Here is a 25,750-nt window from a genome sequence, read left to right on the forward strand (position 1 = left end):
CGATTCCCGTAACCCCTGGAGAAAGCCACCCATGAGCAGTACGTCGTCCTTCCCGCACGCCCATCCCGATCTGGTCCTGGTCGACGGACGGATCACCACGATGTCCGACGCGCCCGGCGCCGCCGGGGAGGTGCAGGCCCTGGCCGTCACCGGGGAGCGGATCACCGCCACCGGCTCCAGCGCGGAGATCCGGTCGCTGGCCGGTCCCGGCACCACCGTGGTCGACCTCAAGGGGCGCCGGGTGGTGCCGGGGCTGATCGACTCCCATGTGCATGTCGTCCGGGCCGGGCGCACCTGGCGGGACGAGGTCCGCTGGGAGGACGAGCGGTCCCTCGCCAGCGGTCTCGCCGCCCTCGGCGCCCGCGCCGCCGACCGCCCCGAGAGCACCTGGATCAGGATCATCGGCGGCTGGCACCCGGCGCAGTTCCCGGAGAACCGGGGGCCCAGCCGGGCCGAACTGGACGCCGCGGCGCCCGACCACCCCGTCTATGTGCAGTTCCTGTACGACTGGGCGGTCCTGAACACCGCGGCGATGCGGGAGCTGGGCGTCGATCACACCTTGGTGCGCGAGCTGACCGCCGACGGCTTCGCGGCCGACGCCTTCGAGACGGGCCCGGACGGCGAGCTGACCGGCAAGGTCAACGGCACCCCGCTGATGGAGTGGTTCTACCGGCGGATGCCGGCCCCCACCTTCGAGGAGCAGGTCGCCGGTACGGCCGAGATGTCCCGCGCGCTGAACCGGCTCGGTATCACCGGCGCCATCGACGGCGGCGGTTTCAACAGCGGCCCCGCCGCCTACCCCGCGATCCGGGAGACCTGGCGGCGCGGTGAACTCACCCTGCGCACCCGCCTCGCCGTGCACGCCGAGCGCGCCGGGACCGAGGCCGCCGACCTCGCCGGATACCAGCGCTTCACACCGCTGGACGTCGGGGACGGGCTGCTCAGGGTGATCGGCGTCGGCGAGGTGATCCTGTACGCGACCGTCGACAAGATCGCCCACCCGGTGGAGATCGACGACGACATCCGGACCCGGTTCCGCGAGATCTTCGGGGAACTCGCCCGCAACCGCTGGACCGTGCACACCCACGCCCATCAGCACGAGACGATCGACGCGGTGCTCAGCGCCTGGGAGGAGGCCCACGCGGAGCACGACATCGCCCCGCTGCGCTGGGCCCTCGTGCACGCCGAGCCGCTCACCCCGGCCGATGTGGAGCGGGTCGCCGCGCTCGGCGCCGGGGTCCTCGCCCAGGGGCTGTACCGCTTCCAGGGCGAGGAGGCCCTCGCGATCTGGGGCGAGAAGACCGTCGCCGAGGCGCCGCCGCTGCGCACCCTGCTGGAGCGGGGGGTGCCGATGGGTCTCGGCTCGGACGCGATGCGGGTGGCGTCGTTCAACCCCTGGGCCACCATCGCCTGGTTCCTCGACGGCCGGACCGTCCAGGGCACCCCGACACTGGCCGGGCACCATCTGCTCAGCCGCGAGGAGGCGCTGCGCGGCTACACCGCCTCCGGTGCCTGGTTCAGCTTCGAGGAGCAGGAGCGGGGGCGGCTGGAGCCGGGGCTGCTGGCCGATCTCGCCGTGCTCAGCGACGACTATCTGACGGTCGATCAGGAGCTGATCCCGCAGATCGAGTCCGTTCTCACCGTGGTCGGCGGGCGGGTCGTGCACACCGCCGCGCCCTTCGCCGATCTGCCCGTCACCTCCTTCGACCCCCAGGGAGTCAGCCGTGCCTGAGCCCGCGACCGCGTCCGTCCTGCTCGTGCGGGACGCGACCGTACTGACCATGGATGCCGCCCTCGGCGACTTCGACCGGGCCGATGTCCTGATCACCGGCGACCGCATCACCGCCGTCGGCCCGGACCTGGCCGCGCCGGACGGCGCCGAGGTCATCGACGGGCGCGGCATGATCGCCCTGCCGGGCCTCATCGACACCCATATGCACGCCTGGCAGACCCCGCTGAAGGGCCTGTACGCGGACGGCTGGACCTTCGACGACTACCAGTCGCGGGTCTTCCGGCTCCGCGAGAGCTTCACCCCCGAGGACCTCCACGACGCCACCTTCGCGGGCTCCGTGCAGATGCTCGACAGCGGCGTGACCGGCGTCCTCGACTTCTGCCACAACGTGATGTCGCCCGAGGCCGCCGAGGCGGGCCTGCGCGCCCACGCGTCCACCGGCCAGCGCGTCCTGTGGGCGTACGGCATGCTGGGCGGCTTCGACGCCCCGCCCGAGGACCACGTCTGGCGGCTGGAACACGTCAGGGAGCTGAGCGGACGCGTCGGCGACGGCTCCCTGCTGCGGCTGGGCCTCGCCCTGTCCTCGCTGGAGTACGGCGATCTGGACCGCACCGCCGCCGAGGTCGCGCTCGCCCGTGAGCTGGGCCTGCGGATGACGGTCCACCAGAACCCGGCCGGGCAGATCCGCGCCCTGCACCGCGCGGGCCTGCTCGGCGAGGACATCCTGCCCGCGCACGCCAACGCGGCCGACGACGAGGAGCTGGAGCTGCTGGCGGCCTGCGGCGGCGGGATCTCCTTCACCCCCGAGGGCGAGTTCGGCGGCGGCCGGTCCATGACCGTGCTCAACCGCGCCCACCGCGCGGGCGTCTGCTCCAGTCTCGGCATCGACACCCATGCCCGGGTCGCCATCGACCTGTTCGCGGCGATGCGGCTGACGTATCTGCTGATGCGCAATGTCGACGCCGCCGAGGAGCGCGAGGCGGGCCGCTATCCGCTGGTCCGCCGGCCGGGCGTGCCGCTGATCGAGCCCCGGCACATGCTGGAGTACGCCACCGTCAACGCGGCCCGCTCGCTGGGTCTCGGCGGCGAACTGGGCCGGCTCGCGCCCGGCTGCCTCGCCGATCTGATCCTGGTGGACACCGCCCCGTACGGGAGGGCGCTCGGGGACCCGGCCGCCCATGTGGTGCTCCAGACCCACCCCGGCGATGTCGACACGGTCGTCGTCGGCGGCACGGTGCGCAAGCGCGGCGGGCGGCTCACCGACCTCGATCCGGCGGCGGCCGGGGAGGCGAACCGGCGGGTGCGCTCGCGGGTGCTGGACGACGGCTTCGCGCGGGGAAGCGCCCGGCCATGACCAAGTTCGTCGTCCAGCGGCTGCTGTCCGCGCTGCCGACCCTCTTCCTGGTCTCGGCGTTCGTGTTCACCCTCGTCCATCTGACGCCCACCGACCCGGTGGCGCAGATCCTGGGCGAGGGGGCCCCGGCCGCCGACAAGGCCGCCCTCAGCGCGCAGCTCGGTCTGGACCGGCCGGTCGCCGAGCAGTACGCGAGCTGGCTGGGCGGCGCCGTCACCGCCGATCTCGGCTCCTCCCTCTACACCGGGACCCCGGTCGGCGAGTCGCTGTCCACCGGCATCGGCATCACCCTGTCGCTGGCCGTCGCCGGTATGGCGCTGGCGCTGCTGGCGGGGGTGCCGCTGGGCATCCTGGGCGCGCTGCGGCCCGACTCGGCGGCCGACCGGCTGCTGACCGGCCTGGTCGCGCTGGGTCTCGCGGTGCCCAGTTTCTGGCTGGCGCTGCTGCTGGTGCTGGTGTTCGCGGTGCAGCTGGGCTGGCTGCCGGTGGTGGGCTACACGCCGTTCACCGAGGATCCGGGCGCCTGGTTCACCGGCATGATCCTGCCCGCGGTGGCGCTCGGCTCCCATACGGCGGCGGTCATCGCCCGGCAGACCCGCAGCGCCATGATCGACGCCCTGGACGCGCCGTTCGTGCAGACCCTGCTGGCGCGCGGCATCCGGCGGCGGCGGATCGTGCTGCGCTACGCCGTCAAGAACGCGATGGTGCCGGTGCTCGCGGTCATCGCCATCCAGATGTCGGTGCTGGTGGCCGCCAGCTTCGTCATCGAGCGGATCTTCGCGGTCCCGGGCCTCGGGACCCTCCTCATCGACAGCGTCGTACGCGCCGACTACCCGGTGCTCCAGGGCTCCATCGTCCTGGTGGCGGTGATCGTGCTGCTGGTCAATCTGGCGGCCGACCTGCTGTACGGCGTGCTCAACCCGAAGGTGAGACCCCAGTGAGCGAGACATCCCCGGGCGCGGTCACCGGCGCCCCCGCCCTCGCCGCCGACCCGGGCGGGCCACCGGCGCCCCGGCGACGCGGCCGTACCCTGCGCCGGGTGCTGGGCAGACGGCTCACCCTGGTCTGTCTGTCCCTGCTGGCCCTCCAGGCGGCCGTCGCCCTCGCCGCGCCCCTGCTCGCGCCCTACGATCCGCTCCACCCCGAGGTGTCGGACAAGCTCCAGGGGCCGAGCGGCGACCACTGGCTCGGCACCGACGACCTCGGCCGTGACACCCTGTCCCGGCTGATCTACGGCACCCGCACCGCGCTGCTCGCCAGCACCCAGAGCGTCGCCCTCGGTCTGGTCCTCGGTGTCTGCGCCGGGCTGTACGTCGGCTACCGGGGCGGCTGGTGGGACCGGATCGGTATGCGGGTCGCCGATGTCCTCCAGTCCATCCCGGCGCTGCTGCTGGCCCTCGCCCTGGTCGCCGTCCTCGGCAACGGGCTGGGCAACGCGATGCTCGCCGTCGGCCTGGTCTTCGCCGTCAGCTTTCTGCGCATCACCCGGGCGGTGGTCCTCGCGGAACGGGAGCGGCTGTATGTGGACGCCGCCCGGGTGCTGGGGCTGCGCCGCTCGGCGATCATGTTCCGGCAGGTGCTGCCGAATGTGTCGGCGCCGCTGATCGTGCAGGCGTCCATCGCGGCGGGCACCGCCCTGCTGATCGAGGCGACCCTGAGCTTCCTCGGGGTCGGCGTCGACTCCTCGCAGGTCAGCTGGGGTGCCATGCTGGACGCGTCCCGTCAGTATGTGGTGGACCAGCCGTTGCTGGCGATCCTGCCCGGCGCGGCGCTCACCCTGAGCGTGCTGGTCTTCAATCTGCTGGGCGACGGACTGCGGGACGCGGCCTCCCCGCGCGGCGCCGCCCCCGCGCCCCGCCGCGCGAAGACCGCGACGGCGGCGGTGCCGTCCCCCGCCGACCACACCCCGCCCGCCCCCGCGGACGCCCTCCTCACCGTGACGGATCTGACCGTCTCCGACTCCCAGGGCTCCGAACTGGCGTCCCGGGTCTCCTTCCACATCCGGCGCGGCGAGACCTTCGGTCTGGTGGGCGAGTCGGGCTGCGGCAAGTCCATCACCGCGTCCGCGATCCTCGGGCTGCTGCCCCGGGGCGTCACGGTGACCTCGGGCTCGGTCCGGCTCGACGGCACCGAACTGACCGGGCTGCGCGGCGAGGAACTGCGCCGGGTGCGCGGGCTGCGGGTCGGCATGGTGTTCCAGGACCCCATCTCGGCGCTCTCCCCCGTGCACACCGTGGGCCGTCAGCTCACCGACGCCATCCGCGCCCACCGGGACGTGTCGCTGAGGGAGGCCACCGAGCGGGCGGCCGAACTGCTCGACCTGGTGGGTGTGGACCGGCCCCGCGAGCGGCTGAGGGACTATCCGCACCAGTTCTCCGGCGGCATGGCCCAGCGGGTCGTCATCGCGGGCGCCCTCGCCTGCGACCCGGAGCTCCTCATCGCCGACGAGCCGACCACCGCGCTCGATGTGACCATCCAGGCCCAGGTCCTCGATCTGCTGGCCTCCCTGCGGGAGCGGCTCTCCATGTCCCTGCTGATCATCACCCACGACCTGGGGGTCGTCGCCGACAGCTGCGACCGGATCGCCGTCATGTACGCCGGTCAGATCGTGGAGCAGCGCACGGTCGGGGACGCCTTCGCCCGGCCCCGGCATCCGTACACCGAGGCCCTCCTCGCGGCCGTCCCCCGGGCCACCGCCGACGGGGAGCCGCTGCCGACCATCCCGGGCCGGGTGCCGCCCGCCTGGGACTGGCCGGCGGGATGCCGCTTCCACCCCCGCTGTGTGTACGCCACCGATGCCTGCGCGTCCGGCGCGGTCGCCCTCGACGAGGGCGGCGCGCGCTGTGTCCGGGCCGCGGAACTCCACCTGGCGGGTGCCCGGTGAGCGCCGCCCAGGCCCCGGACGGCCCGCTGCTCAGCGTCGAGCACCTCAGTGTCACCTACCGGCTGGGCCGCGGCATGTCCGGCCGGGCCCGGACCTTCACCGCCGTACGGGACGTCAGTTTCCGCATCGGCGCGGGCCGCACGCTCGGTCTGGTCGGTGAGTCCGGCTCCGGCAAGAGCAGCATCGGGCGTGCCGTGCTGCGGCTCGCGCCCATCTCCGAGGGGCGGATCCTCTTCGACGGTCAGGACATCGACGGCTTCGGCCGCCGGACGCCGCTGGCCTTCCACCGGGACGTGCAGGTCGTCTTCCAGGACCCGCTGTCGTCCCTCAACCCCCGGCAGACGGTGGCCGACACCCTGGGCCAGGCGCTCACCCGGCACCGTCCCCTGGGCCGGGCCGAGCGGGAGCGGGAGACGGCCGGGGCGCTGGACCGGGTGGGGCTCGCCCCGCACCACGCCGACCGCTATCCCCACGAACTCTCCGGCGGGCAGCGCCAGCGCGTCGCCATCGCCCGCGCCCTGGCCCCGCGCCCCCGGCTGATCGTGTGCGACGAGCCGGTCTCCGCGCTGGACGTCTCCACCCAGAGCCAGGTCATCAATCTGCTCCAGGAACTCCAGCGCGAGCTGGGCGTCAGCTATCTCTTCATCGCCCACGACCTGGAGGTCGTACGGCACATGAGCGACGAGATCGGCGTCCTGCAACTGGGCGAACTCGTGGAGCAGGGCCCGGCGGCCCAGGTCTACGACTCCCCCGCCCACCCCTACACCCGCACCCTGCTGGCCTCCACGCTGGTCGCCGACCCGGCCCGGCAGGCGGCCCGAACGGCCCAACGGCGGGCGTTGCGCGCCCGGCACACCGCGTCCGCGTGACATACCCGAACCAACCCTCGCCCCCCCCGCATCTCCCCGACGAAAGGCACGACGATGAACGACACCCCCGTGGAGCGCCTCGGCTGGCTCGGTACCGGCGCCATGGGCGCGGTGATGGCCGCGGCCCTGCTCAAGGGCGGCGCCGATGTCACGGTCTGGAACCGTACGACGGCCAAGACCGCGCCCCTGGCCGAGCAGGGCGCGCGGGTGGCCGGTTCGATCGCCGGACTCACCGAGGCGTCCGTCGTGTTCGTGATGGTCTCCACCAGCGCCGATCTGCTGTCCGTGGTCACCGGCGAGGAGGGGCTGCTGAGCGGTGCGCGGCGCCCCGAGGTCGTGGTGGACTGCTCGACCGTCTCGGCGGAGGCGTCCGCCGAGGTGCGGGCGGCCTGCGAGGCGGCCGGGGTGGGCTTTCTCGCCGCCCCGATCAGCGGCAATCCGCACATGGTCGCCGACGGCCGGAGCGCGATCGTCGCCTCCGGCCCGGACACGACGTTCGAGCGGGTCGCGCCCTGGCTGCGGACCATCTCCCCGACGGTGGTGCACGCCGGGCCCGGTGAGCAGAGCCGGCTGGTGAAGATCTGTCACAACCTGCTGCTCGGCATGATCACCCAGGCCCTCGCCGAGGTGACCACCCTGGCCGAGAAGGGCGGGGTGACCCCGGAGGCGTTCATCGACTTCATCAATGGCTCGGTGCTCGGCTCGACCTTCATCCGCCACAAGGGCCGCGCGATGGTCGAGCGGGACTACACGCCCACCTTCAACAACAAGATGCTCCGCAAGGACTTCGACCTGGGCCTGGGCGCGGCCCGCTCCCTGGAGGTGCCGATGCCGGTGAGCGCGCAGGTGCACCAGCTGATCCAGACGGCCATCGGCCATGGCTTCGCCGAGCGGGACTACGCCGCTCTGTACGAGGTGGAGGCCACGGCGGCGGGCCTGCGCGGGGCGGCCGACCCGGCCTGACCCACCGTCAGGTCCCGCTCCGCCACCGACACCGCCGTGCGCGTGCCCGCGCCCTGTCCTGCGCTCCGGGACGCGCACGGCGGCTTTCGCATGCCCGACACGCCCCAGCCATCAGAAGACATCAGCGCATCAGGAAGTACGCATGAACCTCACCCAAGCCCTGGACCGCTGCCCCACCGGCCTGCTGATCGACGGCGTCCGGCGCCCCGCCGCCGACGGCCGCACCCTCACCGTCCACGACCCCGCCACCACCGAACCGCTCGCCGAGGTCGCCTCCGCCGCCGAGCAGGACGCCGTGGCAGCCGTCGCGGCGGCGGCCCGCGCCCAGTCCGGCTGGGCGGCGACGCCCCCGCGGCAGCGGTCCGTCGTGCTGCGCCGCGCCTGGGAGCTGATGACCGAGCGGGCCGAGTACTTCGCCACCCTGATCAGCGCCGAGAACGGCAAGGCGCTGCCGGACGCCCGCGCCGAGGTGGCCTACGCCGCCGAGTTCCTGCGCTGGTACGCGGAGGAGGCGGTACGGCTGGAGGGGACGGTGACCCGGGCCCCGGCGGGCGGCTACCGCATCCTGGTGGACCGGGTGCCGATCGGGGTGGCGGTGCTGGTCACCCCCTGGAACTACCCGGCGGCGATGGCCACCCGGAAGATCGGCCCGGCCCTGGCGGCGGGCTGCGCGGTGGTGCTCAAGCCCGCGAGCGACACCCCGCTGACCGCACTGGCCGTCGGCGCGCTGCTGCTGGAGGCGGGGGTGCCCGCGGGCGTGGTGAACGTCCTCCCGGCGGACCGCTCGGGGCCGGTGGTCTCCGCGCTGCTCGCCCAGCCCGCCGTGCGCAAGCTGTCCTTCACCGGCTCCACCGAGGTGGGCCGGGTGCTGCTGCGGGCCGCCGCCGACCGGGTGCTGAACACCTCCATGGAGCTGGGCGGCAACGCGCCCTTCCTGGTGCTGGCGGACGCGGATCTGGACGCGGCGGTCGAGGGGGCGATGCTCGCCAAGATGCGCAACGGCGGGGAGGCGTGCACGGCCGCCAACCGCTTCTACGTCCACGAGTCGCTGGCCGACGCGTTCGGCGCCCGGCTCGCCGCCGCGATGGAGGCGCTGCGGGTGGGCCCGGGGCTGGACCCGGACACCGAGGTGGGGCCGCTGGTCAACGCGGGGGCGGTGGCCAAGGTGGACGAGCTGGTGGTGGACGCCGTGGAGCGAGGGGCGCGGGTGCTGACCGGCGGGTACGCGCCCGAGCGGGTGGGCCACTACTACACGCCGACCGTGCTCGACCGGGTCGCGCCGGACTCGGCGCTGCTGACGGAGGAGATCTTCGGTCCGGTGGCGCCGCTGGTGCGGTTCGAGGACGAGGCCGAGGCGGTCGCCCTCGCCAACGCCACCGAGTACGGGCTGGTGTCGTACCTCTACACCCGGGACCTGGGCCGGGGGCTGGCGGTGGCGGGGCGGCTGGAGTCGGGGATGGTGGGCCTGAACCGGGGGCTGGTCTCCGACCCGGCGGCCCCGTTCGGCGGGGTGAAGCAGAGCGGCATAGGCCGCGAGGGCGGGCATGAGGGGGTGCTGGAGTACATGGAGGCCAAGTACATCGCGACGGCCTGGCAGGACGCGGTGTAGGTTCGCGGGGACGATCACCGGCGAGGGGGTCGCGGAGACGGTCGGCCCGGCGGGCGGAGGAGGACCGGTGGCGGTAGGCGGCGCGAAGGAGTTCGAGCCGGACAGCCCGTGGGAGGCCCTGCGGGACTTCGCTCGGGGCCGGCGGGAGGGCACGGCCGAGGCCGTGGCGAACCGGGTGCAGGAGCTGATCCTCGGCCGCGATCTGCCGGACGGCGCCCGGCTGCCCTCCGAGCGGGATCTCGCCGCGCTGCTCTCCACCAGCCGCCCGACGGTCAGTCAGGCCATCCGCACCCTGGTCGTCAGGGGCCTGGTGGAGTCCCGGCGCGGCTCCGGGGCGTATGTGCGGCTGCGCCCCGAGGCCACCCTCGCGGCCTCGATGGGGCTGATGCTGGAGCGCGAGCCGGAGTCGGTGGGCCAGCTCGCCGAGGTACGGCTCACCCTGGAGTCGTCGGCGGTGGTACGGGCGATCGAGCGGGCCACGCCGGAGGAACTCGCCCTGGCCGAGGAGGCGCTGCGGGCGTTCGCCGACAGCGGCGGGGACACGGCGAGCTGGATGAGCGCGGACACCCGCTTCCACGCGACGCTGGTCAGCGCCGCGCACAACACGTATCTGGCGTCGATGTTCGACAGTGTGCACACCACGCTGATCAACCATGAGTACCGGACGTGGATCGACAACGGCACGGTCCCGGACTGGCTGGCCCCGGACCGTATCCCGGCGCTGACCGCGATCCACGAACCGATCCTGGACGCCGTGCGCCGCCGGGACGTGGAGTCGGCGCTGTACGCGGTGCGGCACCACCATGAGGCGATGCGGGCGAATCTGCTGCGGGGCGGGTGAGGGCGGCGGAGGGAGCCGGAGCAGCGGTACGTCCGCCTCCCGGGCCGGAAGGCGGACGTGTGCGGTGGCGGCGTGTGCGGCGACCCGGTCTCAGTCGAAGTTGTTCTTCCGGCCCTTGCGGACATAGGCGACGGTGTCGGCGATGTGGCCGCGGCCGTGGATCGAGCGCTGCTTGGCGACATGGCCGAACATCTGGATGCCGAAGCCGCCGTCGAGGTCGTCGGTGATCCGCTTGCGCCAGGGGCGGCGGACGATCTGGGTGGTGAGCCGACGGGTGACGCGCGGCCGGCTCATGATGTGCGCGGCGATCGTGCGGGCGCGGTCGAGCAGTTCCGCACGCGGCAGCACCTCGTTGACCATGCCCCACTCCAGGGCCTGCCGGGCGCTGATGGCCTCGCCGGTGAGCAGCGCGTAGGCGGCCCGCTTGACGCCCAGCAGTTCCTGGAAGCAGCTGTGGATGCCGTCGCCGGGCACGGAGCTGATGTCGAAGTGGAGGTCGAAGAGGGTGGCGTCGTCCGCGCACAGGGTGATGTCGCACATCAGCACGATCTCGGAGTGGAACCCCGAGCCGTTCATGATGCCGATGGTCGGTATCTCCAGGTCGTTGATGAGCGAACTGACATTGATCCGCCCGTCCTTGTAGGCGTACTCGTACGCCCAGTACGGCATGTCCGCGTCTTCCAGGGCGAAGCCCTCCGGGTCGGCGTCCATCATGAACTCGTCGCCGGTGCCGGTGAGGACGAGGACCTCGTTCTCGGGGTCGGCGCCGATGACCTTGAGCATCTGACCGAGGGCGCGGTGGTTCTCGACGCTGAGCTGGACCGGCCCGCCGAGGGTGTGCGCGCGGGCGACGATCACACCGTCGGTGCGTTCGAGGACGAAGAAGTCCTTGAACCGCTCCCGGTACTCCTCGAACTGCGGCGGGGCGATGAAGTCCTGCAACGACACGGGTGCCTCCTGGGGTGACCGGGCGAGAACAATTGGCATAGCCAATAACCGGAGTGTGCGAAGAGAAGGCGGCATAAGTCAAGCCCAGGATTCAGGTGAACCGCACCGAATCACCACCCATTGACACCCACCAAGCGATGACTCTCTAATGTGGCTATGCCAAAGGTGGCGTACTCGACCCCACCGACGCACATCCACAACGACTCGCTCATGGGTCAGGGAGGATCCGCGCGATGCTGATGCCCACGGTGCGGCGGTTCTCGGACAGGGGAAGCCGGTGGACGGTGACGGACCCGGTGGCGCTGGCCGACGAGATCCGCGTCCACGCCCGGCACATGGCGCGGGCCCGGGGAGCGGACGCCCCCGACGGCCTTGAGGCGGCCCTGTCCTCGGCGGAGCAGCTCGCGGCGGTGTTCGCGACCGCCCGCCCCGGCCGGGACCGCCTCGTCTGCTCCCCCGCCCACCACGTCCTCGGCCCCTACGCCGCCGCCGTGGCGGTCGGCCTGCTGGACCGCTCGGCGCTGACGCAGTACGGCGCCGACGGCTCACCGGTCGACGCGGTCGGCTCCGCGCGCTCCCCGGTCGTGGACCACACCTGCGGCTCCCCCGGTGAGGGCCTGTCGGCGGCGGCCGGGTACGCCCTCGCGGACCGCATCCAGGGCCGCGACTCCCGCACCTTCACCCTGATGTCCGAGGCGGAGACGGAGGAGGGCCAGGTGTGGGAGGCGGCGCGGTTCGCGGCGCGGCACAGTCTGTCCAACCTGACCGTCGTCCTGGACGCGACCACCGCCGGTGAGTCACCGCCCGCCGCCGCCCGCTGGACCGGCTTCGGCTGGTGCGCGGCCGAGGTCGACGGACATGACCTGACGGCCGTGCGGGAGGCCCTGGAAACGGCCCGGCGGGAGACGGACGGCCCGACAGCGGTGATCTGCCGGGGGCGCGGGGACGACGGGACGGCGGACGACGGAACCGGGGAGGCCCGGCCGGCGAGGGGAACCGGACATGGACATGCGTGAGCCACCCTTCCCGACCCGCCCCAACCCCTACCCGGCGGGACTGGTCGAACTGGCCCGGGAACGCCGCGAGGTCATCTGCCTGACCAGCCACCTCGACCTGCCCGCCGTCCAGGAGGCGCTCCCCGAGCGCTACCTCCGCACCGGCGGCGCGACGGCCCACATGATGAGCCTGGCCGCCGCGCTCGCCCACGCGGGCCACATCCCGTACGTCCACACCTACGGCACCTTCGCCACCCGCAGGCCCTACGACCAGATCGCCAACGCCATCGCCCACCCGGCGCTCCCGGTCCGCATCATCGGCTTCGCGCCCGGCCTGACCACGTCCGAGGGCCCCGGCCACCAGGCCGTGGACGACATCGCCCTGATGCGCGCCCTGCCCCACATGACGGTCGTCGATGTGGCCGAGGCGACGGAGGCGGCGGCCCTGGCCCGAGCCATCGTGAATCTGCCGGGCCCGGTCTACGTCCGACTCCCCCGCACCGACCTCCCCGTCCTCTTCGAGGAACCCCGCCCGCTCCCCCTGGCGGGCCCGCAGATCCTGACAGAGGGCGCGGACGCGACGGTCTTCGCCACCGGCACGATGGTGGAGACGGCCCTGCTCGCGGCGGCGACACTGCGCGCGGCGGGCGTCCACGTCACGGTGGTGGAGGTGGTCACCCTCAAACCCCTGGACACCGGGACCGTCCGCGAGATCGCCGCCCGCTCCCCCGCCGTCATCACCGCCGAGAACCACTCCGTCATCGGCGGCCTGGGCTCGGCGGTGGCGGAGACGCTGGCCGAGTCCGGCACCGCGACCCCTCTCCACCGCTTCGGCCTCCGGGACACCTTCGCGGAACCGGCCCGCACCACGACGTACCTGACCGAGAAATACGGCCTGACACCCCGCCACCTGACGGACATGGTGTGGCGGGCGACGGGTCGACGGGGGCCGGTACCGACGGAGGGGGACGGGTCGACGGAGGCGGGTACTACCCATCGGGTTCTGACGGAGGGAGACGGCTCGGCGAGGGCGGGTACCCACCGGGGCCCCGCGGAGGGGGACGGGTCGGCGGAGGTATGACGAAGGCGATCCGGTCGGCGGGGCATCCACCGACGTCCTGACACCCCCATAATTCGATGGCCCGAGCCCATGGGTCCACCCATGCTGGTCCCCGTGACAGCACCCACACCCACCCACCAGATCCGGGCCCGGCACACCGACTCCACGGTCACCGTCTACCAGGCGTACGCGCCGGAGATCGGGCTGCCCGCGGCGCGCGACGGCCGGTTTCCGGCAGCCTGGAAGCGGGACCGCATGACCTGGATCAAGCCCTCGTTCCTCTGGATGATGTACCGCTGCGGGTGGGCCACCAAGGAAGGACAGGAGACCGTCCTCGCCGTCGAGATCACCCGAGCGGGCTTCGAGTGGGCACTGACCCACGCCTGTCTGTCCCACTACGCACCCGGCCTCCACACCGACCACGGCTCATGGCGACGCCGGTTGAAGCGCTCACCGACCCGTGTCCAGTGGGACCCCGAGCGCGACCTCCACCTCCAGCCGCTCCCCCACCGCTCCCTCCAACTCGGCCTGTCCGGCGCAGCCGCGGGTCTCTACGCCGACGAGTGGATCGTCTCCCTCACCGACGTCACCCCGCTCGCACACACTGTCCACGCACACATACGGACCGGCGACCTGGCCACCGCGCGGGAACTCCTGCCCCAGGAACGCCCTTACCCTGCCGGGGGAGAGCTTCTGTCCCAGCTGCGCCGATGAACGGATCGTCGGCCACGGTTCAGCGTTCTCCCCCCGCCGCCAACCGCATCAGATCCGTCGTGAAGTCCACGTCGTCCGCCGTGTGTTCCGCGCGGGTCGCGGTGCTCGCGAAGTGGTGGGTGTAGCGCGTCCATGCCCCGTCGGCGATGGCGGGGCCGACGCCGCTGTGGATGAGGAGGGTCAGTTCGGTCGCGGCGCGTTCGATGCGGTGGCCCAGGGCGCGGTCGGCCCAGTCCTCCGGGGCCGCGAACAGGGAGGTGGGGACCGGGAGGGCGCGGAGGAAGGCGAAGAGGGGGCGGAGATGGTCGTCCACGACGGTCGCGTGCCGGGCGGTGCCCGCCGTCGCCGCGAGGATCACCGGCTTGGCGATCAGCAGATCGTTGTCGAGGACGTCCAGGAACGACTTCAGTACGCCGCTGATGCCCGCCTTGTAGACCGGCGTACTGACGATCACCGCGTCCGCCGCCGCCAGCCGTTCGAGGGCGGCGCGCAGCCGGTCGCCGGGGAAGCCGGAGACGAGAGCCTGGGCGATGTCCACGGCCAGCGGGCCGAGTTCGATGACCCCGGCGGTCGCGCGGTCGCCCACCTCGTGCAGCAGATCCAGTGTCTTCTGCGCGGTCCGGTCGGCCAGGAGCCTGCTGGAGGACGGCTCGCTCACCCCCGCGCTCACCACGACGAGGGTGACGGGCGGGGTGTCAGGGGTGCGGGTGGTCGGTGGGATGGGCATGAGTGGTCGGTCCTTGTCGTCTCGTCGGGGTCCGTGCAGGCCGGGGCCGGGGGGAGTCGGTCACTCGGGGGTCGGGTACGCCGGGCTCAGCGACGGGTCGCTGCCCTGGTACGGGGACGTGCCGGTGAGGTTGTCGCCGCGGTTGGGGCGCGGACGCGGCCGGCGTGGTTCGCCGTCGCCGTACTTCGCCTTCACCAGCGCGGCATGGGTGGGGGCCTCCGGGACGCCCGGGGCGCGCAGGGACGCCAGTTCCTTGCGGAGTACGGGGACGACCTCCGTGCCCAGTAGTTCGACCTGTTCCAGGGCGAGTTCGACCGGCAGGCCGAGGCCGTCCAGGGCGAACAGCTGGCGCTGGTAGTCGCCGAAGCCCTCCCGGAAGGTGAGGGTCTTGTCGATGACCTCCTGCGGGCTGCCCACGCTCAACGGGGTGCGGGTCATGTAGTCGTCCAGGGAACTGCCCCGGAAGAGCGGGTACTCCTCGAAGTACGGGCGGAAGACCCGTACCGCGTCCTGGGAGCGCTTCGCGAGGAACGCCTGCCCGCCCAGGCCCACGATCGCCTGGTCCCGGGTGCCGTGGCCGTAGTGCTCGAAACGGGTCCGGTAGAAGTCGACCAGGGGCTTGTAGTGCAGATTCGGGGCCAGGACGTGGTTGGCGAAGTAGCCGTTGCCGTAGTAGGCCGCCTGCTCGGCGATCTCGGGGGTGCGGATCGAGCCGTGCCAGACGAAGGGCGGTACGTCGTCCAGGGGGCGGGGGGTCGCGGTGAAGCCCTGGAGGGGGGTGCGGTAGGTGCCTTCCCAGTCGACCACGTCCTCGCGCCACAGCCGGTGCAGCAGGTTGTAGTTCTCCAGGGCCAGGGCCACGCCCTCGCGGATGTCCTTGCCGAACCAGGGGTAGACCGGAACGGTGTTGCCGCGGCCCACCATCACATCCAGCCGTCCCCGCGCCACATGCTGGAGCATCGCGTAGTCCTCGGCCAGTTTCACCGGGTCGTTGGTCGTGACCAGGGTGACCGAGGTGCTGAGGACGATCCGCTCGGTGAGTGCCGCGACATGGGCGAGGAGGGTGGTGGGTGAGGAGGGGACGAAGGGCGGGTTGTGGTGCTCGCCGAGGGCGAAGACATCGAGGCCGACCTCGTCGGCGCGCCGGGCGATCCGGACGATGTTCGCAATCCGCTCCGCCTCGCTCTGGGTACGGCCGGACACCGGGTCCGGCGCGATGTCACCGACCGTGAAGATTCCGAACTGCATGATGATGACCGCCCTTCCGGGGCACAGACGCCGACGCGGTGACCCGGGGAGAACGAACGCCGGGATCCATTTCCACACCGGTCCCAGCCTGGAACACCGCGGTGTCGTCGGCATCAGTCATCCGACCCCGGCCGCGGGGCCGGGATCCGGGCGGGGGCAGTCATCCGACGCGCGGCGCTCGCGCGGGGAGGCGCCGCTAGCCCGGCGGCAGTCGGTCCGCCCGTCCCGCCAGGGCCGCGCCCAGCTCCCGCCGGGAGGTCACACCGAGCTTGCCGAACACCTTCCGCAGATGCCACTCCACCGTGCGGGCGCTGATGAAGAGCAGCGTGCCGATCTCCTGGTTGGTGCGGCCGTCGCGGGCGAGACGGGCGATGAGTGCCTCCCGGGGAGTGAGGTCGCCGCCCGTCTCGACCGTGCGCCTGCGGACCGTCTCCCCCGTGGCCGCCAGTTCGCGGCGGGCCCGCTCGGCGAAGGCGGTCATGCCCAGCGCGGTGAGGGTGTCGTGCGCGGCCCGCAACTGGGCGCGGGCGTCCGTACGGCGGCCCGTGCGGCGCAGCCACTCGCCGTACAGGAGGTGCGCCCGGCCCAGTTCCGGTCGCAGCGGTGAACGGGCGAGCCGGTCGACGGCCTCCTGGTAGCGGCGTTCGGCCTGCTCGCCCTCGCTGAGCAGGGCCCGGCAGCGGGCCTCGATGCCCAGTCCGGCGTCCGTGCCACCCGCCCGGGTCGACGCGGCGAGCCGGGCCATGGGGGCGGTGGCCCGCTCGGGCGCCCCGGCGCGGACGGCGGCCTCGATGAGTTCCGGGAGGGCCCAGAGGGCCGTGAACCGCTCGGGCGTGCCGTCGGCCGCGCGGGTGGCGGCGCTGAGGGCGTCGTCGTAGTGGCCGAGGCCGTTGTGGAGCACGGCGGCCGTCCACTGGGCGTAGGTCGCGACGCCCTGCCGGTCCTGCGGGGCCGTACCGGCGCTCATCGTCCCGATCAGGGCGAGTGAGGTGACCTGGTCTCCGCGCAGGGCGGCGACCAGGGCGGGGCCGTAAGGATCGGCGGCGGCGCCGGTCGCCTCGGCGACGGCCTCGGTCTCGGTGATCAGCTCGGCGGCGGCGTCCAGGTCGCCGGACCAGGCGACGACGGTGGTCAGGGTCTTCAGCGCGACGGGCAGGATGTCGAAGGCGCCTGCGGCGCGCAGCGCGGCGGTCTCACTCTCCAGCAGGGCACGCCAGGAGTCGATGTCCCAGAGGGCCACGGCGGCGGCATGCGCCAGCCAGCGCCAGGGGGCTCCGCCGGGGGTGGGGTGGGGGGTGGTGGGGGTGCCGGGGGTGGGTCTGAGCGTGGCGGGGCTGGGGGCGGGGCCGCGAGAAGCAGGACCCGACCCACCAATCGCCGGGTCGGAGACACCAGCCTCAGCGTCGGAGACACCGGTCGAGGCATCGGAGACACCGGTCGCAGCGCCGAAGGCGCCCGTCACAGTCATCGCGTCCACCGCCCGCCGCAACGCCGCTGCCGCCGCCACCGGCCCCGCCGTGACCATCAACGACAGCGCGTCCAGGAGGAGTTCCGCGTGGTCCGGGCGCGCGGACGGTGGGAGCGCGCGGGCGGCGAGGGACACTTCGGGGAGGCTCCCCCCGGTGGCCGGGCCCGCGAACATCGCCGCCATCCAGGCCAGCAGGTAGGTCTCCCGGGCGAGGGCGGGGTCGAGGCCCTCCAGTCGGCGGGCCGCCCGCAGCAGCAACGGGGGTGCCTGGCGGCCCGGTTCGGAGGCGAAGGCGACCTGGCCGCGCAGCAGGTCGAGCCGGGCGAGCTGGAGCGCGTCCAGGGGCTCGGCCTGGGCGAAGGCGAGGAGTTCGAGGGACTTGCCGTAGGCACCGGCCTGGAGGTGGGCCCCGGCGGCGGCCAGCGTACGGTTCCCGCGCCGCACCGGGTCGCCGGTGAGCAGGATGGACTTCTCCAGCATCGCCGCCGCGGCGGCCGGTCCCCCGCGCGCCCGCGCCCGCCCTGCGGAACGCTCCAGTTCGGCGGCGACCGTCTCGTCCTCGCCGCTCGCGGCCTGCGCCAGATGCCAGGCCCGCCGGTCCGGGTCCGTCCGTGCCTCGGTCGCCTCCCCCAGCCCGGCATGCGCGGCCCGCCGCTCTGCCGTCCCCGCCGACCGGTAGACAGCCGACCGCAGCAGTGGATGCCGGAACCACACCCGGGCCGAGAACTGCGCCAGCCCCGCCTCCACCGCCGGTCCGGCCGCCTGCAACGGGACGCCCATCCGCCCGGCTGCCCGGCACACCAGCGAGGTGTCACCGGTCGGATCAGCCGCGGCCAGCAGCAACAGCCGCCGGGTGTCGTCCGGCAGCCCCTCGATCCGCCGTACGAAGCCGTCCTCGATCCGGTACGGCAGCGGCACCGCGTCCGCGAGGCCGAAACCGCCGGCGAGCTGCTCCCGGGTGAGTCCCTCGACCAGTTCCAGCAGCGCGAGGGGGTTCCCGCCGGTCTCGGCGACGATCTGGTCACGCACCCGGGCGTCCAGCGGGCCGGTCAGCACCGAGTCCAGCAGAGCCCGCGCGCCGCGCTCCGGCAGCCCGGCGAGGGGCAGTTCGGGCAGTCCGGCCAGTTCGAGGGCCGGGGTGCGGGTGGCGAACACCATCCCGACCGGGTCCGCCGCGAGCCGCCGGGCCACGAACCCGAGGGCCTGGGCCGACGCCCGGTCCAGCCACTGGTGGTCGTCGACCACGCACAGCAGCGGTACCGGGGCGGCGGACGAGGCCCCATCACTCGGGTCCCTACTGCTCCGGGCCCCATCACTCGGGTCGCTACCGCTCCGGGCCGCACCACTCGGGTCCCCACCACTCCGGTCCCCACCACTCGGGTCCCCACCGCTCCGGTCCCCACCACCCGCGTCCTGGTCGCCGGGTGGTTCCGAGAGGAGTCCGAGGACGGCGAGGCCGATCAGGAAGCGGTCCGGCGGGGGCCCTTCGCTCAGTCCGAAGGCGACCCGCAGCGCCTCCCGCTGGGGCACCGGCAGTGACTCCAGGCGGTCCAGGAGGGGCGCGCTGAGCTGGTGCAGCCCGGCGAAGGCCAGCTCCATCTCGGACTGCACCCCGGCGATCCGCAGCACCCGGACGCCGGGTGCCGCCCGGTCGGCCAGTTCGTCCAGCAGCGCGGTCTTGCCGATGCCCGGTTCGCCACGCAGCACCAGGACCCGGCTCTCGCCCGCCCGGACCGACTCCACCACGTCGAGCAGCCGCTCACGCTCGGCCTCGCGGTCGACCAGCGGGCGCCCACGCCGGGCGAGCCGCCCCGGACGTACTCCGGGGGGTGTGTCGGCCGCCCGCCAGGGGGCGGCACCGTCTCGGCCTGCCATCGCCGCCATCCTAGGCCGGGCGGACGGCTGCCGCAGTACCGGTGACCAGCGCGCTTCCCGGCGCTGGGACCCGTGTCCCTCCCCCGGCATCCGACGCGCAGTCAAATGACTGGGCGGGGACGGCCCGCGCATCGCCAGTTGCCTGACCGATGCGACCGGCGGACCGGCTGACGAGACTCGTTCCCATGGCCACCACGCCACGGCCCCGGGCAGCGCCTCCGGGGCCCGGGTGGCGGCCCCTACCGAAGAGCGACCGACCCCGTCAGTCCCAGTGAAGGGAAGAACCATCATGTCCTACGACCCGACCGAGCCCACCGAGCTGAACACCCGCAACTCCGCGCTCGTCCTGATCGACCATCAGCCGGGCGTCGCCCTGATGACCGCCCCGCCCTCGCACGCCGACCTCATCAACAGCGTGGCCGGGCTCGCCGAAGCCGCGAAGGCGCTGAACGTGCCGACCGTCCTCACCACCGTCGGCGCGACCGGCGGACCGCTGGTCGACCCGCTGTTCAACGAGATCAGCGCCGCGTTCCCGGACCTCACCCCGATCGACCGGACCAGCACGGCCGCCTGGGCGAACCCCGAGGTGCGGGCGGCGGTCGCGGCCACCGGGCGGCGCAAGCTGGTGATGGCGGGCCTGTCCACCGATGTCTGTCTCGCCCAGGCGGTGCTGGGCGCGCTCAAGGACGACTACGAGGTGTTCTTCGTCCCGGACTGCTCCGCCGGTGTCACCCGGGAGGCGCACGAGGACGCCAAGACGCGGCTGACCATGGCCGGTGCCCGGCCGATCAACTGGCAGGCCGTCGTGTCCGAGTGGGCGCCGGACTACACCGAGCCGGAGCGGACCGCGGTGACGCCGGTCCTGATCCGACGCGGTGGCGCGTCCGCGCTGTACATGGACTTCGTGCTGGACCAGGTCTCGGAGGGGGTCGTGAAGGCGCCGGAGTATCTGCGGGAAGCGTGACGCCGGGGGCGGTGGGGCGGCGGGGCGTCGAGGTGGCGGGCGGGGCCTCGCCGCTCAACCGCCCCACCTCTCACCGCCCCTCACCCCACTCACCCCACTCACCCCTCCTCACCCAACGCCAGCAACGCGTCCCGCAGAGCCGCCCGGGTGGTGATGCCGAGCTTGGGATACACCTGGTAGAGGTGGGCGCCGACCGTGCGGTGGGAGAGGTAGAGCCGTTCGCCGATCTGCTTGTTGGTGAGGCCCGAGGCGGCCAGGTGGGCGATCTCCAACTCCTGGGGCGTGAGGAGGGAACGGGCGGCCTCAGGGCCGGTCGCCAGTCCGGTGGCCCGGAGTTCCTTGCGGGCGCGTTCGGCCCAGGGGACGGCACCCAGCCGTTCGAAGGCCGCCGCGGCGGCGGTGAGGGGTGCGCGGGCCTCGCCCTTGGTGCCGGCCCGCCGCAGCCGTTCGCCGAACGCCAGCCGGACCCGGGCCGCCTCGAAGACCCAGCGGTCGGCGTCCGGCACGGCGAGCGCCTCCCGGAACGCGGCCACCGCCGTGTCGTCGTCCGGGGCGGCGAGCCCGGCCGCGCCCGCCACCAGCAGGGCGTAGCGGTCGGAGAGCCGGGCGATCCCCCGCTCGCGCAGGATGGCGACGTGAGCGGTGGCCTCGTCGGCGCGGCCGGTGCGCACGGCGGCCTCGACCAGGTCGTAGGCGCCCCACAGCGCGTGGGCCACGTACGGGGCGAGCTGTCCGGCGGGGGTGAGGGCGGTGGCGTGCCGGTAGGCGGTCTCGTGGTCGCCCTCGCCGAGGGCGACCAGGGTGCGGGCCTGGTGGGCGAAGGCGGCGGCGCCGCCGACTCCGCGCCGGGTCGCCCAGCCCAGCATCCGGTCGGCGAGGTCGGCACCGGCCCGGCTCTCGCCGCGCGCGCCGTGCAGCAGCACCTGGTTGTACTGGAAGTACCAGGCGAAGAACGGGTATCCGGCCTCGCACAGGGCCACGCCCTCGTCGGCGAGGCGCCGGGCCTCGTCCCATTCGCCGGTGAGGTAGTCCTCCATGCACAGATGCATCAGGGCGCCCAGGTGGCGGCGGACCGGTCCGTCGCCGTCGCGGCCGGAGCGGACCAGGTCCCAGAGGCGGTCCTTGAGTTCGCCGACCCGGTCGAGATAGATCGTGGCGGTGGCGCCGCGGACCAGGACGGTGGGGTCGTCGGTGTGCCGCAGCACCTCGCGCACCGCGGGCAGTGCGGCGAGGGCGTCGGCGGCGGTGCGGGCCGGGTCGGGAAAGGTGCGCGCGGCGAGCGCCAGCACCGGCGGCGGGCCGGGCCGGAGTCTGCCGACGACGTCCGTGAATGTCTCCCACAGCTCCGCGCGCCCGCTCCACCAGCAGACCAGTTGCAGGGTGTGCAGCGCGTCCACGAGGGCCGGGTCGCCGGCGTCGTAGTCGGGTCCGGCGGCTTCGACGGCCCCGGCGAGGAGCCGGTGGGCGATACCGAGGTCCGCCTCGGAGTTGACGAGGATGTAGACGGCCGCAGCCGCCGCGTACAGGGCTCCGCCGCTGTCGGGGTCGCTGCTCCGGGCCCGCCGCAGCAGTTCGGAGGCGCGGGCGACATCGCCGGTCGACTCGGCGCCGAGGTAGGCGGCTTCGGCGAGGCGCCGGGCGCGGTCGGCGGGGTCGGGGCTCAGTTCGGCGGCCCGGACCAGGGAGCGTACGGCGCCGGAGGCGTCGCCGCGGCGCAGTGCCGCGTGTCCGGCGTCCTGGAGCAGCCGGGCCACCTGTTCGTCGGGTTCGATGGCGGCCTCGGCCAGATGCCAGGCCCGGCGTTCGGGCCGGTCGGCGAGGGCGTCGGCGAGCGCGAGATGGGCGGTGCGGCGCTCGGCGAGGGTGGACGCCTCCACGACCGCCGCGCGGATCAGGGGGTGGCGGAAGGCGAGGCGCCGGGTGACGGTGTCGACCCGGACCAGCCGCTCCCGTTCGGCGGCGGCCAGCGCGGTCAGTACGGCGCCGTCCGCGCCGGCGGCCGAGCGCAGTACGGCGAGGTCGCCGGTGCCGTCGAGGGCGGCGGGCAGCAGCAGCCTGCGGCCGGTCTCGGGCAGGGCGGTGACCCGGCCGACGAAGAGGGCGCGCAGGCGTTCGCCGAGCGGCAGCACGGTCGGGAGTTCCACTTCGGCGGCGCGCTGGGGGCCGGTGAGTTCGGCGGGCAGCTCCAGCAGGGCGAGGGGGTTGCCGCGGGCCTCGGCGACCACCCGGGAGCGGACCCGGGGGGCCATGCGGGGGTGGCGGGCGGCGAGCAGGAGCTGCGCCGAGTCGTCGTCCAGGGGGGCCAGTTCGAGTTCGTCGAGGCCGCCGTGGTCGAAGACGCTCTCCTGGCCGGTGCGGGAGGCGGCGAGGAAGGAGACCCCGCTGCCCGCCAGCCGCCGGGACACGAAGCCGAGGACCACGGCACTGGCCCGGTCCAGCCAGGGCAGATCGTCCACGACGAGCAGCAGCGGTGCCCCGGCCGCCACCCTCCGCAGCAGCGCCAGCGTGGCGTTGACCAGCAGCAACTGCCCCGGCGCCGGGCCGCTCCCGAAGCCGAGGGCGACCATCAGGGCCTCCCGGTGCGCGGCGGGCAGCCGCTCGGCCTCGTCCAGCACCGGCACCAGCATCTGGTGCAGCCCCGCGAAGGGGACGTCGGCCTCGAACTCGACGCCGTCCGCGCGCAGGACCCGGGTGCCCGCGCCGTCCAGTTCCCCGGCGACCGCGTCGAGCAGGGTCGTCTTGCCGACGCCCGCGTCACCGACCACATGCAGTCCGCGCCCGGCCGCGCCGGTGAAGTACCCGCACACCCTCCGGACGTCCTCGATCCGGCCGACGATCTGTGTGTCCTGGCTCCATGGGCCGCTGCCGGTCATCCGTTCCGTTCCCGTCCTCAGGTCCGTCCCCGGCCCGCCCGGCACGGGGCGCGGCAGGTCCGGGCCGGGGAGCCGGGCCGGGGGCCCTGAGCCCCCGCGCTGCCCGCCGCACCGGCCGGACACGACCGCGGTGCCGCCCAGCGTGCGCGCCCCGTGCCCGGGTTCGCACCCGTGACGGTCCCTGGCCAGGAGGTGGGGAACCCTGGCCAGGGGAGGGAGGGGAAGCGCGGCCTGCGGGAGCGCCGCCCGGCCTGGGGGGCTGCCGGCAGGACAGTCCCGTACGGCAGTCGGATGACCGAGGTGATGCGGGGCGGGCGGCGGCATGCTGGGCGCCGGGTCGCCTCGTCCGCCCGGCCCGTACGTCCGCACAACCGCCCGTCCGTCCCAGCCGCGCTCTCCCGGGGGATCGCCATGCCCTACCTCACGACCGGCCGCGAACACGGTGCCGCGGTCGACCTCTACTACGAGGACCACGGCACCGGGCGTCCCACGGTCCTGATCCACGGTTATCCGCTCGACGCCCGTGGCTGGCACCGGCAGGTGCCCGCGCTGCTGGCCGCCGGGCACCGGGTGATCACCTACGACCGCCGGGGCTTCGGCCGTTCGTCCCCGGTGACGGACGGCTACGACTACGACACCTTCGCGGCCGATCTGGACCGGGTCCTCGGCGCACTCGATCTGACCGGGGCGATCCTGATCGGTCATGGCACGGGGACCGGCGAGATCGCCCGCTATCTCGGCGCGCACGGCTCGGCGCGGGTGGCGGGGGCGGTGTTCCTGGCGCCGCTGCCGCCGTTCCTGCTGCGGACCGAGGGCACACCGCACGGGTTCGGGCTCTCCCACTTCGACGCCCTGATCGCCAGGGCGCGCGGCGACCGCCCCGCCTATCTGGCCGAACTGCGCCACGCCCTGCTCGACCCGGTCGTCCCCGAGGCGGACGGGGCCGGTCTCTTCCTGGACATCGCGTCGGCGGCGTCCGCGCGGGCCTGCGTGGCGGTGATCCCGACCTGGATCACCGACTTCCGCGCGGACATCGCCGACCTCGCCGCGATCGACGTACCCGTGCTGATCGTGCAGGGCACCCGGGACCGGTTCCTGCCGATCGACGCCACGGGCCGGGCGCTGCACCGGCTGCTGCCGCGCGCCACCTACATCGAGATCACGGACGCGCCGCACGGGCTGCTGTGGACGCACGCGGACGAGGTCAACGCGGCGCTGCTGGACTTCTTGACGGAGTGACCCGGCGGCGGCCTGCCCGGGGTGGGGTCACGGCGTCCGGGCGAAGGCCAGTCTGAGGACGCCCCGCCAGTCGACGCGCGGGGCGGGGAGGGTGGCCGGGGTGCGGTGGCGCGGCAGCAGGACCCTGAGGGCACGGGGGCGCAGGGTGCAGACGACCGGGGTGGGCATCCGCAGGGCCTCGCCGTCGACGGCGACGGGGATCTCGGGCAGTTCCGAGGTCACCTCCACCCGCCGGGCGGTGAGCACGGTCAGCCCCGCGGACTGGGAGCCCCGTACGGCGAGGGCGGCGGCCTGGGCGGCGCTCTCCACCCGGATGCCGAGGACGCCGAGGGTGCCGGAGTCCAGGCGGGGGCGGCGGCCGGTGGCGCCGAGGGCGTCGGACGAGGCGTAGGGGTTGTTGCTGACCAGCAGTGCCTGCTGGGAGGTGAGCAGGGTGCCGTCGGCGTGTCCGTCGAGCCGTCGGACGCTGTCGCCGATCAGCAGGTCGGGCAGGAGGCCGAGGGCCGTGCCCGCCTTGGCGTCGCGGTACTCGGGGCGCTGGACGACATCGGCGTACACCCCGAACGACACCGTGTTGACGAAGGCGCGGCCCGCCACCACCCCGAGGTCCACGCGGAGTTCCTCGCCGTCGGTCAGGGCGTCGAGGCAGCGCGCCGGGTCGGCACGGTCGAGTCCGAGGTCGAGGGCGAAGTGGTTGCGGGTCCCGGCGGAGACGACGAGGAACGGCACATCGTGCTCGGCGGCGACGGCGGCGACGAGGGCCTGGGTGCCGTCGCCGCCCGCCACCCCGAGCAGGTCCGCGCCCTGGGCGACGGCCTCCCGGGCCAGCGCGGCGACATCGGCCGGGGCGGACGGGTCGAGGAGGATCACCCGCGCGCCGAGTGCCTCGGCCCGTTCGACCAGTCCGAAGCGGCCCACCTTTCCGCCGCCGGACCTGGGGTTCATGATGAGCACCGGGTGGCGGGGCCGGAAGACGGCGGGCACCCGGCGGGCCCGCCGGGACCGCTGCGGCGGCCGGGCCCGGCGCAGCGCCGCCCTGGCGCAGGCCAGGGTCACCGCCCAGCACAGCGCCAGCAGCAGCGCCAGCAGCCAGAGTCCGTCGGCGGTGAAGAGGGAGAGGACGGCCAGGGGCGCCGCGACCGCGACGGCGGCGCCCGCGAAGCGGATCACGCCCCGGTACGCCAGGAACCACCACACCCCGACCCCGCAGACCGCCAGTCCCACCAGCCCGGACACCACGATCACCAGTCCGCCCGAGCCCAGCGCCACCACCAGCACCGCCAGTACTCCGGCCGCCGCCAGCACCGCGAGCCGCGCCAGCCAGCGCGCCGCCGTGAGTCCGCCGCGCCGTTCTTCCCGCCTCATACCGCCGCCCGCCTCCGAACCC

19 protein-coding genes are annotated in these 25,750 nt (G+C 73.9%); 13 read left to right on the plus strand and 6 right to left on the minus strand.

Translation table 11 applies throughout. The features are described from left to right. Window positions 1-31: 31 nt before the first annotated feature. From ABZX40_RS03260 to ABZX40_RS03295, 8 genes are all read left to right on the plus strand, one after another. Complete coding sequence (locus ABZX40_RS03260) at window positions 32-1,732, plus strand: amidohydrolase (RefSeq protein WP_355731444.1); 1,701 nt, start codon at window positions 32-34, stop codon at window positions 1,730-1,732. Then, complete coding sequence (locus tag ABZX40_RS03265; protein WP_355731442.1) at window positions 1,725-3,086, plus strand: amidohydrolase family protein; 1,362 nt, start codon at window positions 1,725-1,727, stop codon at window positions 3,084-3,086. Before ABZX40_RS03260 ends, ABZX40_RS03265 begins: the two co-directional genes overlap by 8 nt. Then, window positions 3,083-4,027 (plus strand): ABC transporter permease, encoded by a 945-nt coding sequence (locus ABZX40_RS03270; RefSeq protein ID WP_355731440.1) that lies wholly within the window; start codon window positions 3,083-3,085, stop codon window positions 4,025-4,027. Before ABZX40_RS03265 ends, ABZX40_RS03270 begins: the two co-directional genes overlap by 4 nt. Next, a complete protein-coding gene (locus tag ABZX40_RS03275; protein WP_355731438.1) occupies window positions 4,024-5,970 on the plus strand; it encodes a dipeptide/oligopeptide/nickel ABC transporter permease/ATP-binding protein in 1,947 nt (648 codons plus the stop codon). Before ABZX40_RS03270 ends, ABZX40_RS03275 begins: the two co-directional genes overlap by 4 nt. Next, on the plus strand, window positions 5,967-6,839 hold the full coding sequence (locus ABZX40_RS03280) for an ATP-binding cassette domain-containing protein (RefSeq protein ID WP_355731436.1): 873 nt from the start codon (window positions 5,967-5,969) through the stop codon (window positions 6,837-6,839). The genes ABZX40_RS03275 and ABZX40_RS03280 overlap by 4 nt, the downstream gene beginning before the upstream one ends. A 54-nt stretch (window positions 6,840-6,893) precedes the next feature. Then, window positions 6,894-7,802 carry an NAD(P)-dependent oxidoreductase gene (locus ABZX40_RS03285; RefSeq protein WP_355731434.1) on the plus strand — a complete coding sequence of 303 codons (909 nt, stop codon included), beginning with the start codon at window positions 6,894-6,896 and terminating at the stop codon, window positions 7,800-7,802. A gap of 142 nt (window positions 7,803-7,944) precedes the next feature. Then, window positions 7,945-9,411 carry an NAD-dependent succinate-semialdehyde dehydrogenase gene (locus ABZX40_RS03290; RefSeq protein ID WP_355731432.1) on the plus strand — a complete coding sequence of 489 codons (1,467 nt, stop codon included), beginning with the start codon at window positions 7,945-7,947 and terminating at the stop codon, window positions 9,409-9,411. 67 nt (window positions 9,412-9,478) lie between these two features. Beyond that, window positions 9,479-10,252 (plus strand): FCD domain-containing protein, encoded by a 774-nt coding sequence (locus ABZX40_RS03295; protein WP_355731430.1) that lies wholly within the window; start codon window positions 9,479-9,481, stop codon window positions 10,250-10,252. Between the two features lie 90 nt (window positions 10,253-10,342). Here ABZX40_RS03295 and ABZX40_RS03300 read toward each other — a convergent pair whose 3' ends face one another. Beyond that, window positions 10,343-11,200 (minus strand): enoyl-CoA hydratase/isomerase family protein, encoded by an 858-nt coding sequence (locus ABZX40_RS03300; protein WP_355731428.1) that lies wholly within the window; start codon window positions 11,198-11,200, stop codon window positions 10,343-10,345. Window positions 11,201-11,433: 233 nt separating this feature from the next. On the opposite strand from ABZX40_RS03300, the gene ABZX40_RS03305 reads away from it, so the two are divergent. From ABZX40_RS03305 to ABZX40_RS03315, 3 genes are all read left to right on the plus strand, one after another. Beyond that, on the plus strand, window positions 11,434-12,216 hold the full coding sequence (locus ABZX40_RS03305; RefSeq protein ID WP_355731426.1) for a thiamine pyrophosphate-dependent enzyme: 783 nt from the start codon (window positions 11,434-11,436) through the stop codon (window positions 12,214-12,216). Continuing rightward, window positions 12,203-13,276 carry a transketolase C-terminal domain-containing protein gene (locus tag ABZX40_RS03310; RefSeq protein ID WP_355731424.1) on the plus strand — a complete coding sequence of 358 codons (1,074 nt, stop codon included), beginning with the start codon at window positions 12,203-12,205 and terminating at the stop codon, window positions 13,274-13,276. Before ABZX40_RS03305 ends, ABZX40_RS03310 begins: the two co-directional genes overlap by 14 nt. Before the next feature lie 93 nt (window positions 13,277-13,369). After that, window positions 13,370-13,969, plus strand: a complete 600-nt coding sequence (locus ABZX40_RS03315; protein WP_355731422.1) for a DUF4291 domain-containing protein — start codon at window positions 13,370-13,372, stop codon at window positions 13,967-13,969. 19 nt (window positions 13,970-13,988) lie between these two features. Here the strand turns inward: ABZX40_RS03315 and ABZX40_RS03320 are convergent, their stop codons facing one another. The 3 genes from ABZX40_RS03320 to ABZX40_RS03330 all read right to left on the minus strand — a co-directional run bounded on the left by ABZX40_RS03320 (window position 13,989) and on the right by ABZX40_RS03330 (window position 19,287). After that, window positions 13,989-14,696 carry a CE1759 family FMN reductase gene (locus tag ABZX40_RS03320; RefSeq protein ID WP_355731420.1) on the minus strand — a complete coding sequence of 236 codons (708 nt, stop codon included), beginning with the start codon at window positions 14,694-14,696 and terminating at the stop codon, window positions 13,989-13,991. Window positions 14,697-14,756: 60 nt separating this feature from the next. Next, entirely contained in the window at window positions 14,757-15,944 is a 1,188-nt protein-coding gene (locus tag ABZX40_RS03325) for a CE1758 family FMN-dependent luciferase-like monooxygenase (protein ID WP_355731418.1), read from the minus strand. A 196-nt stretch (window positions 15,945-16,140) separates the two neighbouring features. Then, window positions 16,141-19,287 carry an AAA family ATPase gene (locus tag ABZX40_RS03330; RefSeq protein WP_355731416.1) on the minus strand — a complete coding sequence of 1,049 codons (3,147 nt, stop codon included), beginning with the start codon at window positions 19,285-19,287 and terminating at the stop codon, window positions 16,141-16,143. A gap of 289 nt (window positions 19,288-19,576) precedes the next feature. On the opposite strand from ABZX40_RS03330, the gene ABZX40_RS03335 reads away from it, so the two are divergent. After that, window positions 19,577-20,251 carry an isochorismatase family protein gene (locus ABZX40_RS03335; protein ID WP_355731414.1) on the plus strand — a complete coding sequence of 225 codons (675 nt, stop codon included), beginning with the start codon at window positions 19,577-19,579 and terminating at the stop codon, window positions 20,249-20,251. Window positions 20,252-20,349: 98 nt separating this feature from the next. Here the strand turns inward: ABZX40_RS03335 and ABZX40_RS03340 are convergent, their stop codons facing one another. After that, window positions 20,350-23,124: an AAA family ATPase gene (locus ABZX40_RS03340; protein ID WP_355731412.1), complete on the minus strand. Its 2,775-nt coding sequence runs from the start codon at window positions 23,122-23,124 to the stop codon at window positions 20,350-20,352. Window positions 23,125-23,535: 411 nt separating this feature from the next. Between ABZX40_RS03340 and ABZX40_RS03345 the strand changes: the two genes are divergently transcribed. Next, the gene (locus ABZX40_RS03345) at window positions 23,536-24,363 is read left to right on the plus strand and encodes an alpha/beta hydrolase (protein ID WP_355731516.1); all 828 of its coding nucleotides are present in this window, start codon (window positions 23,536-23,538) and stop codon (window positions 24,361-24,363) included. A 27-nt stretch (window positions 24,364-24,390) separates the two neighbouring features. On the opposite strand, the gene ABZX40_RS03350 is transcribed toward ABZX40_RS03345, so the two are convergent. Further along, window positions 24,391-25,728 (minus strand): diacylglycerol kinase family protein, encoded by a 1,338-nt coding sequence (locus tag ABZX40_RS03350; RefSeq protein WP_355731411.1) that lies wholly within the window; start codon window positions 25,726-25,728, stop codon window positions 24,391-24,393. Window positions 25,729-25,750: the final 22 nt, after the last annotated feature.

It is taken from the genome of Streptomyces sp. NPDC004610 (assembly GCF_040609715.1).
In the GTDB taxonomy this organism is placed as follows: Bacteria; Actinomycetota; Actinomycetes; order Streptomycetales; family Streptomycetaceae; genus Streptomyces.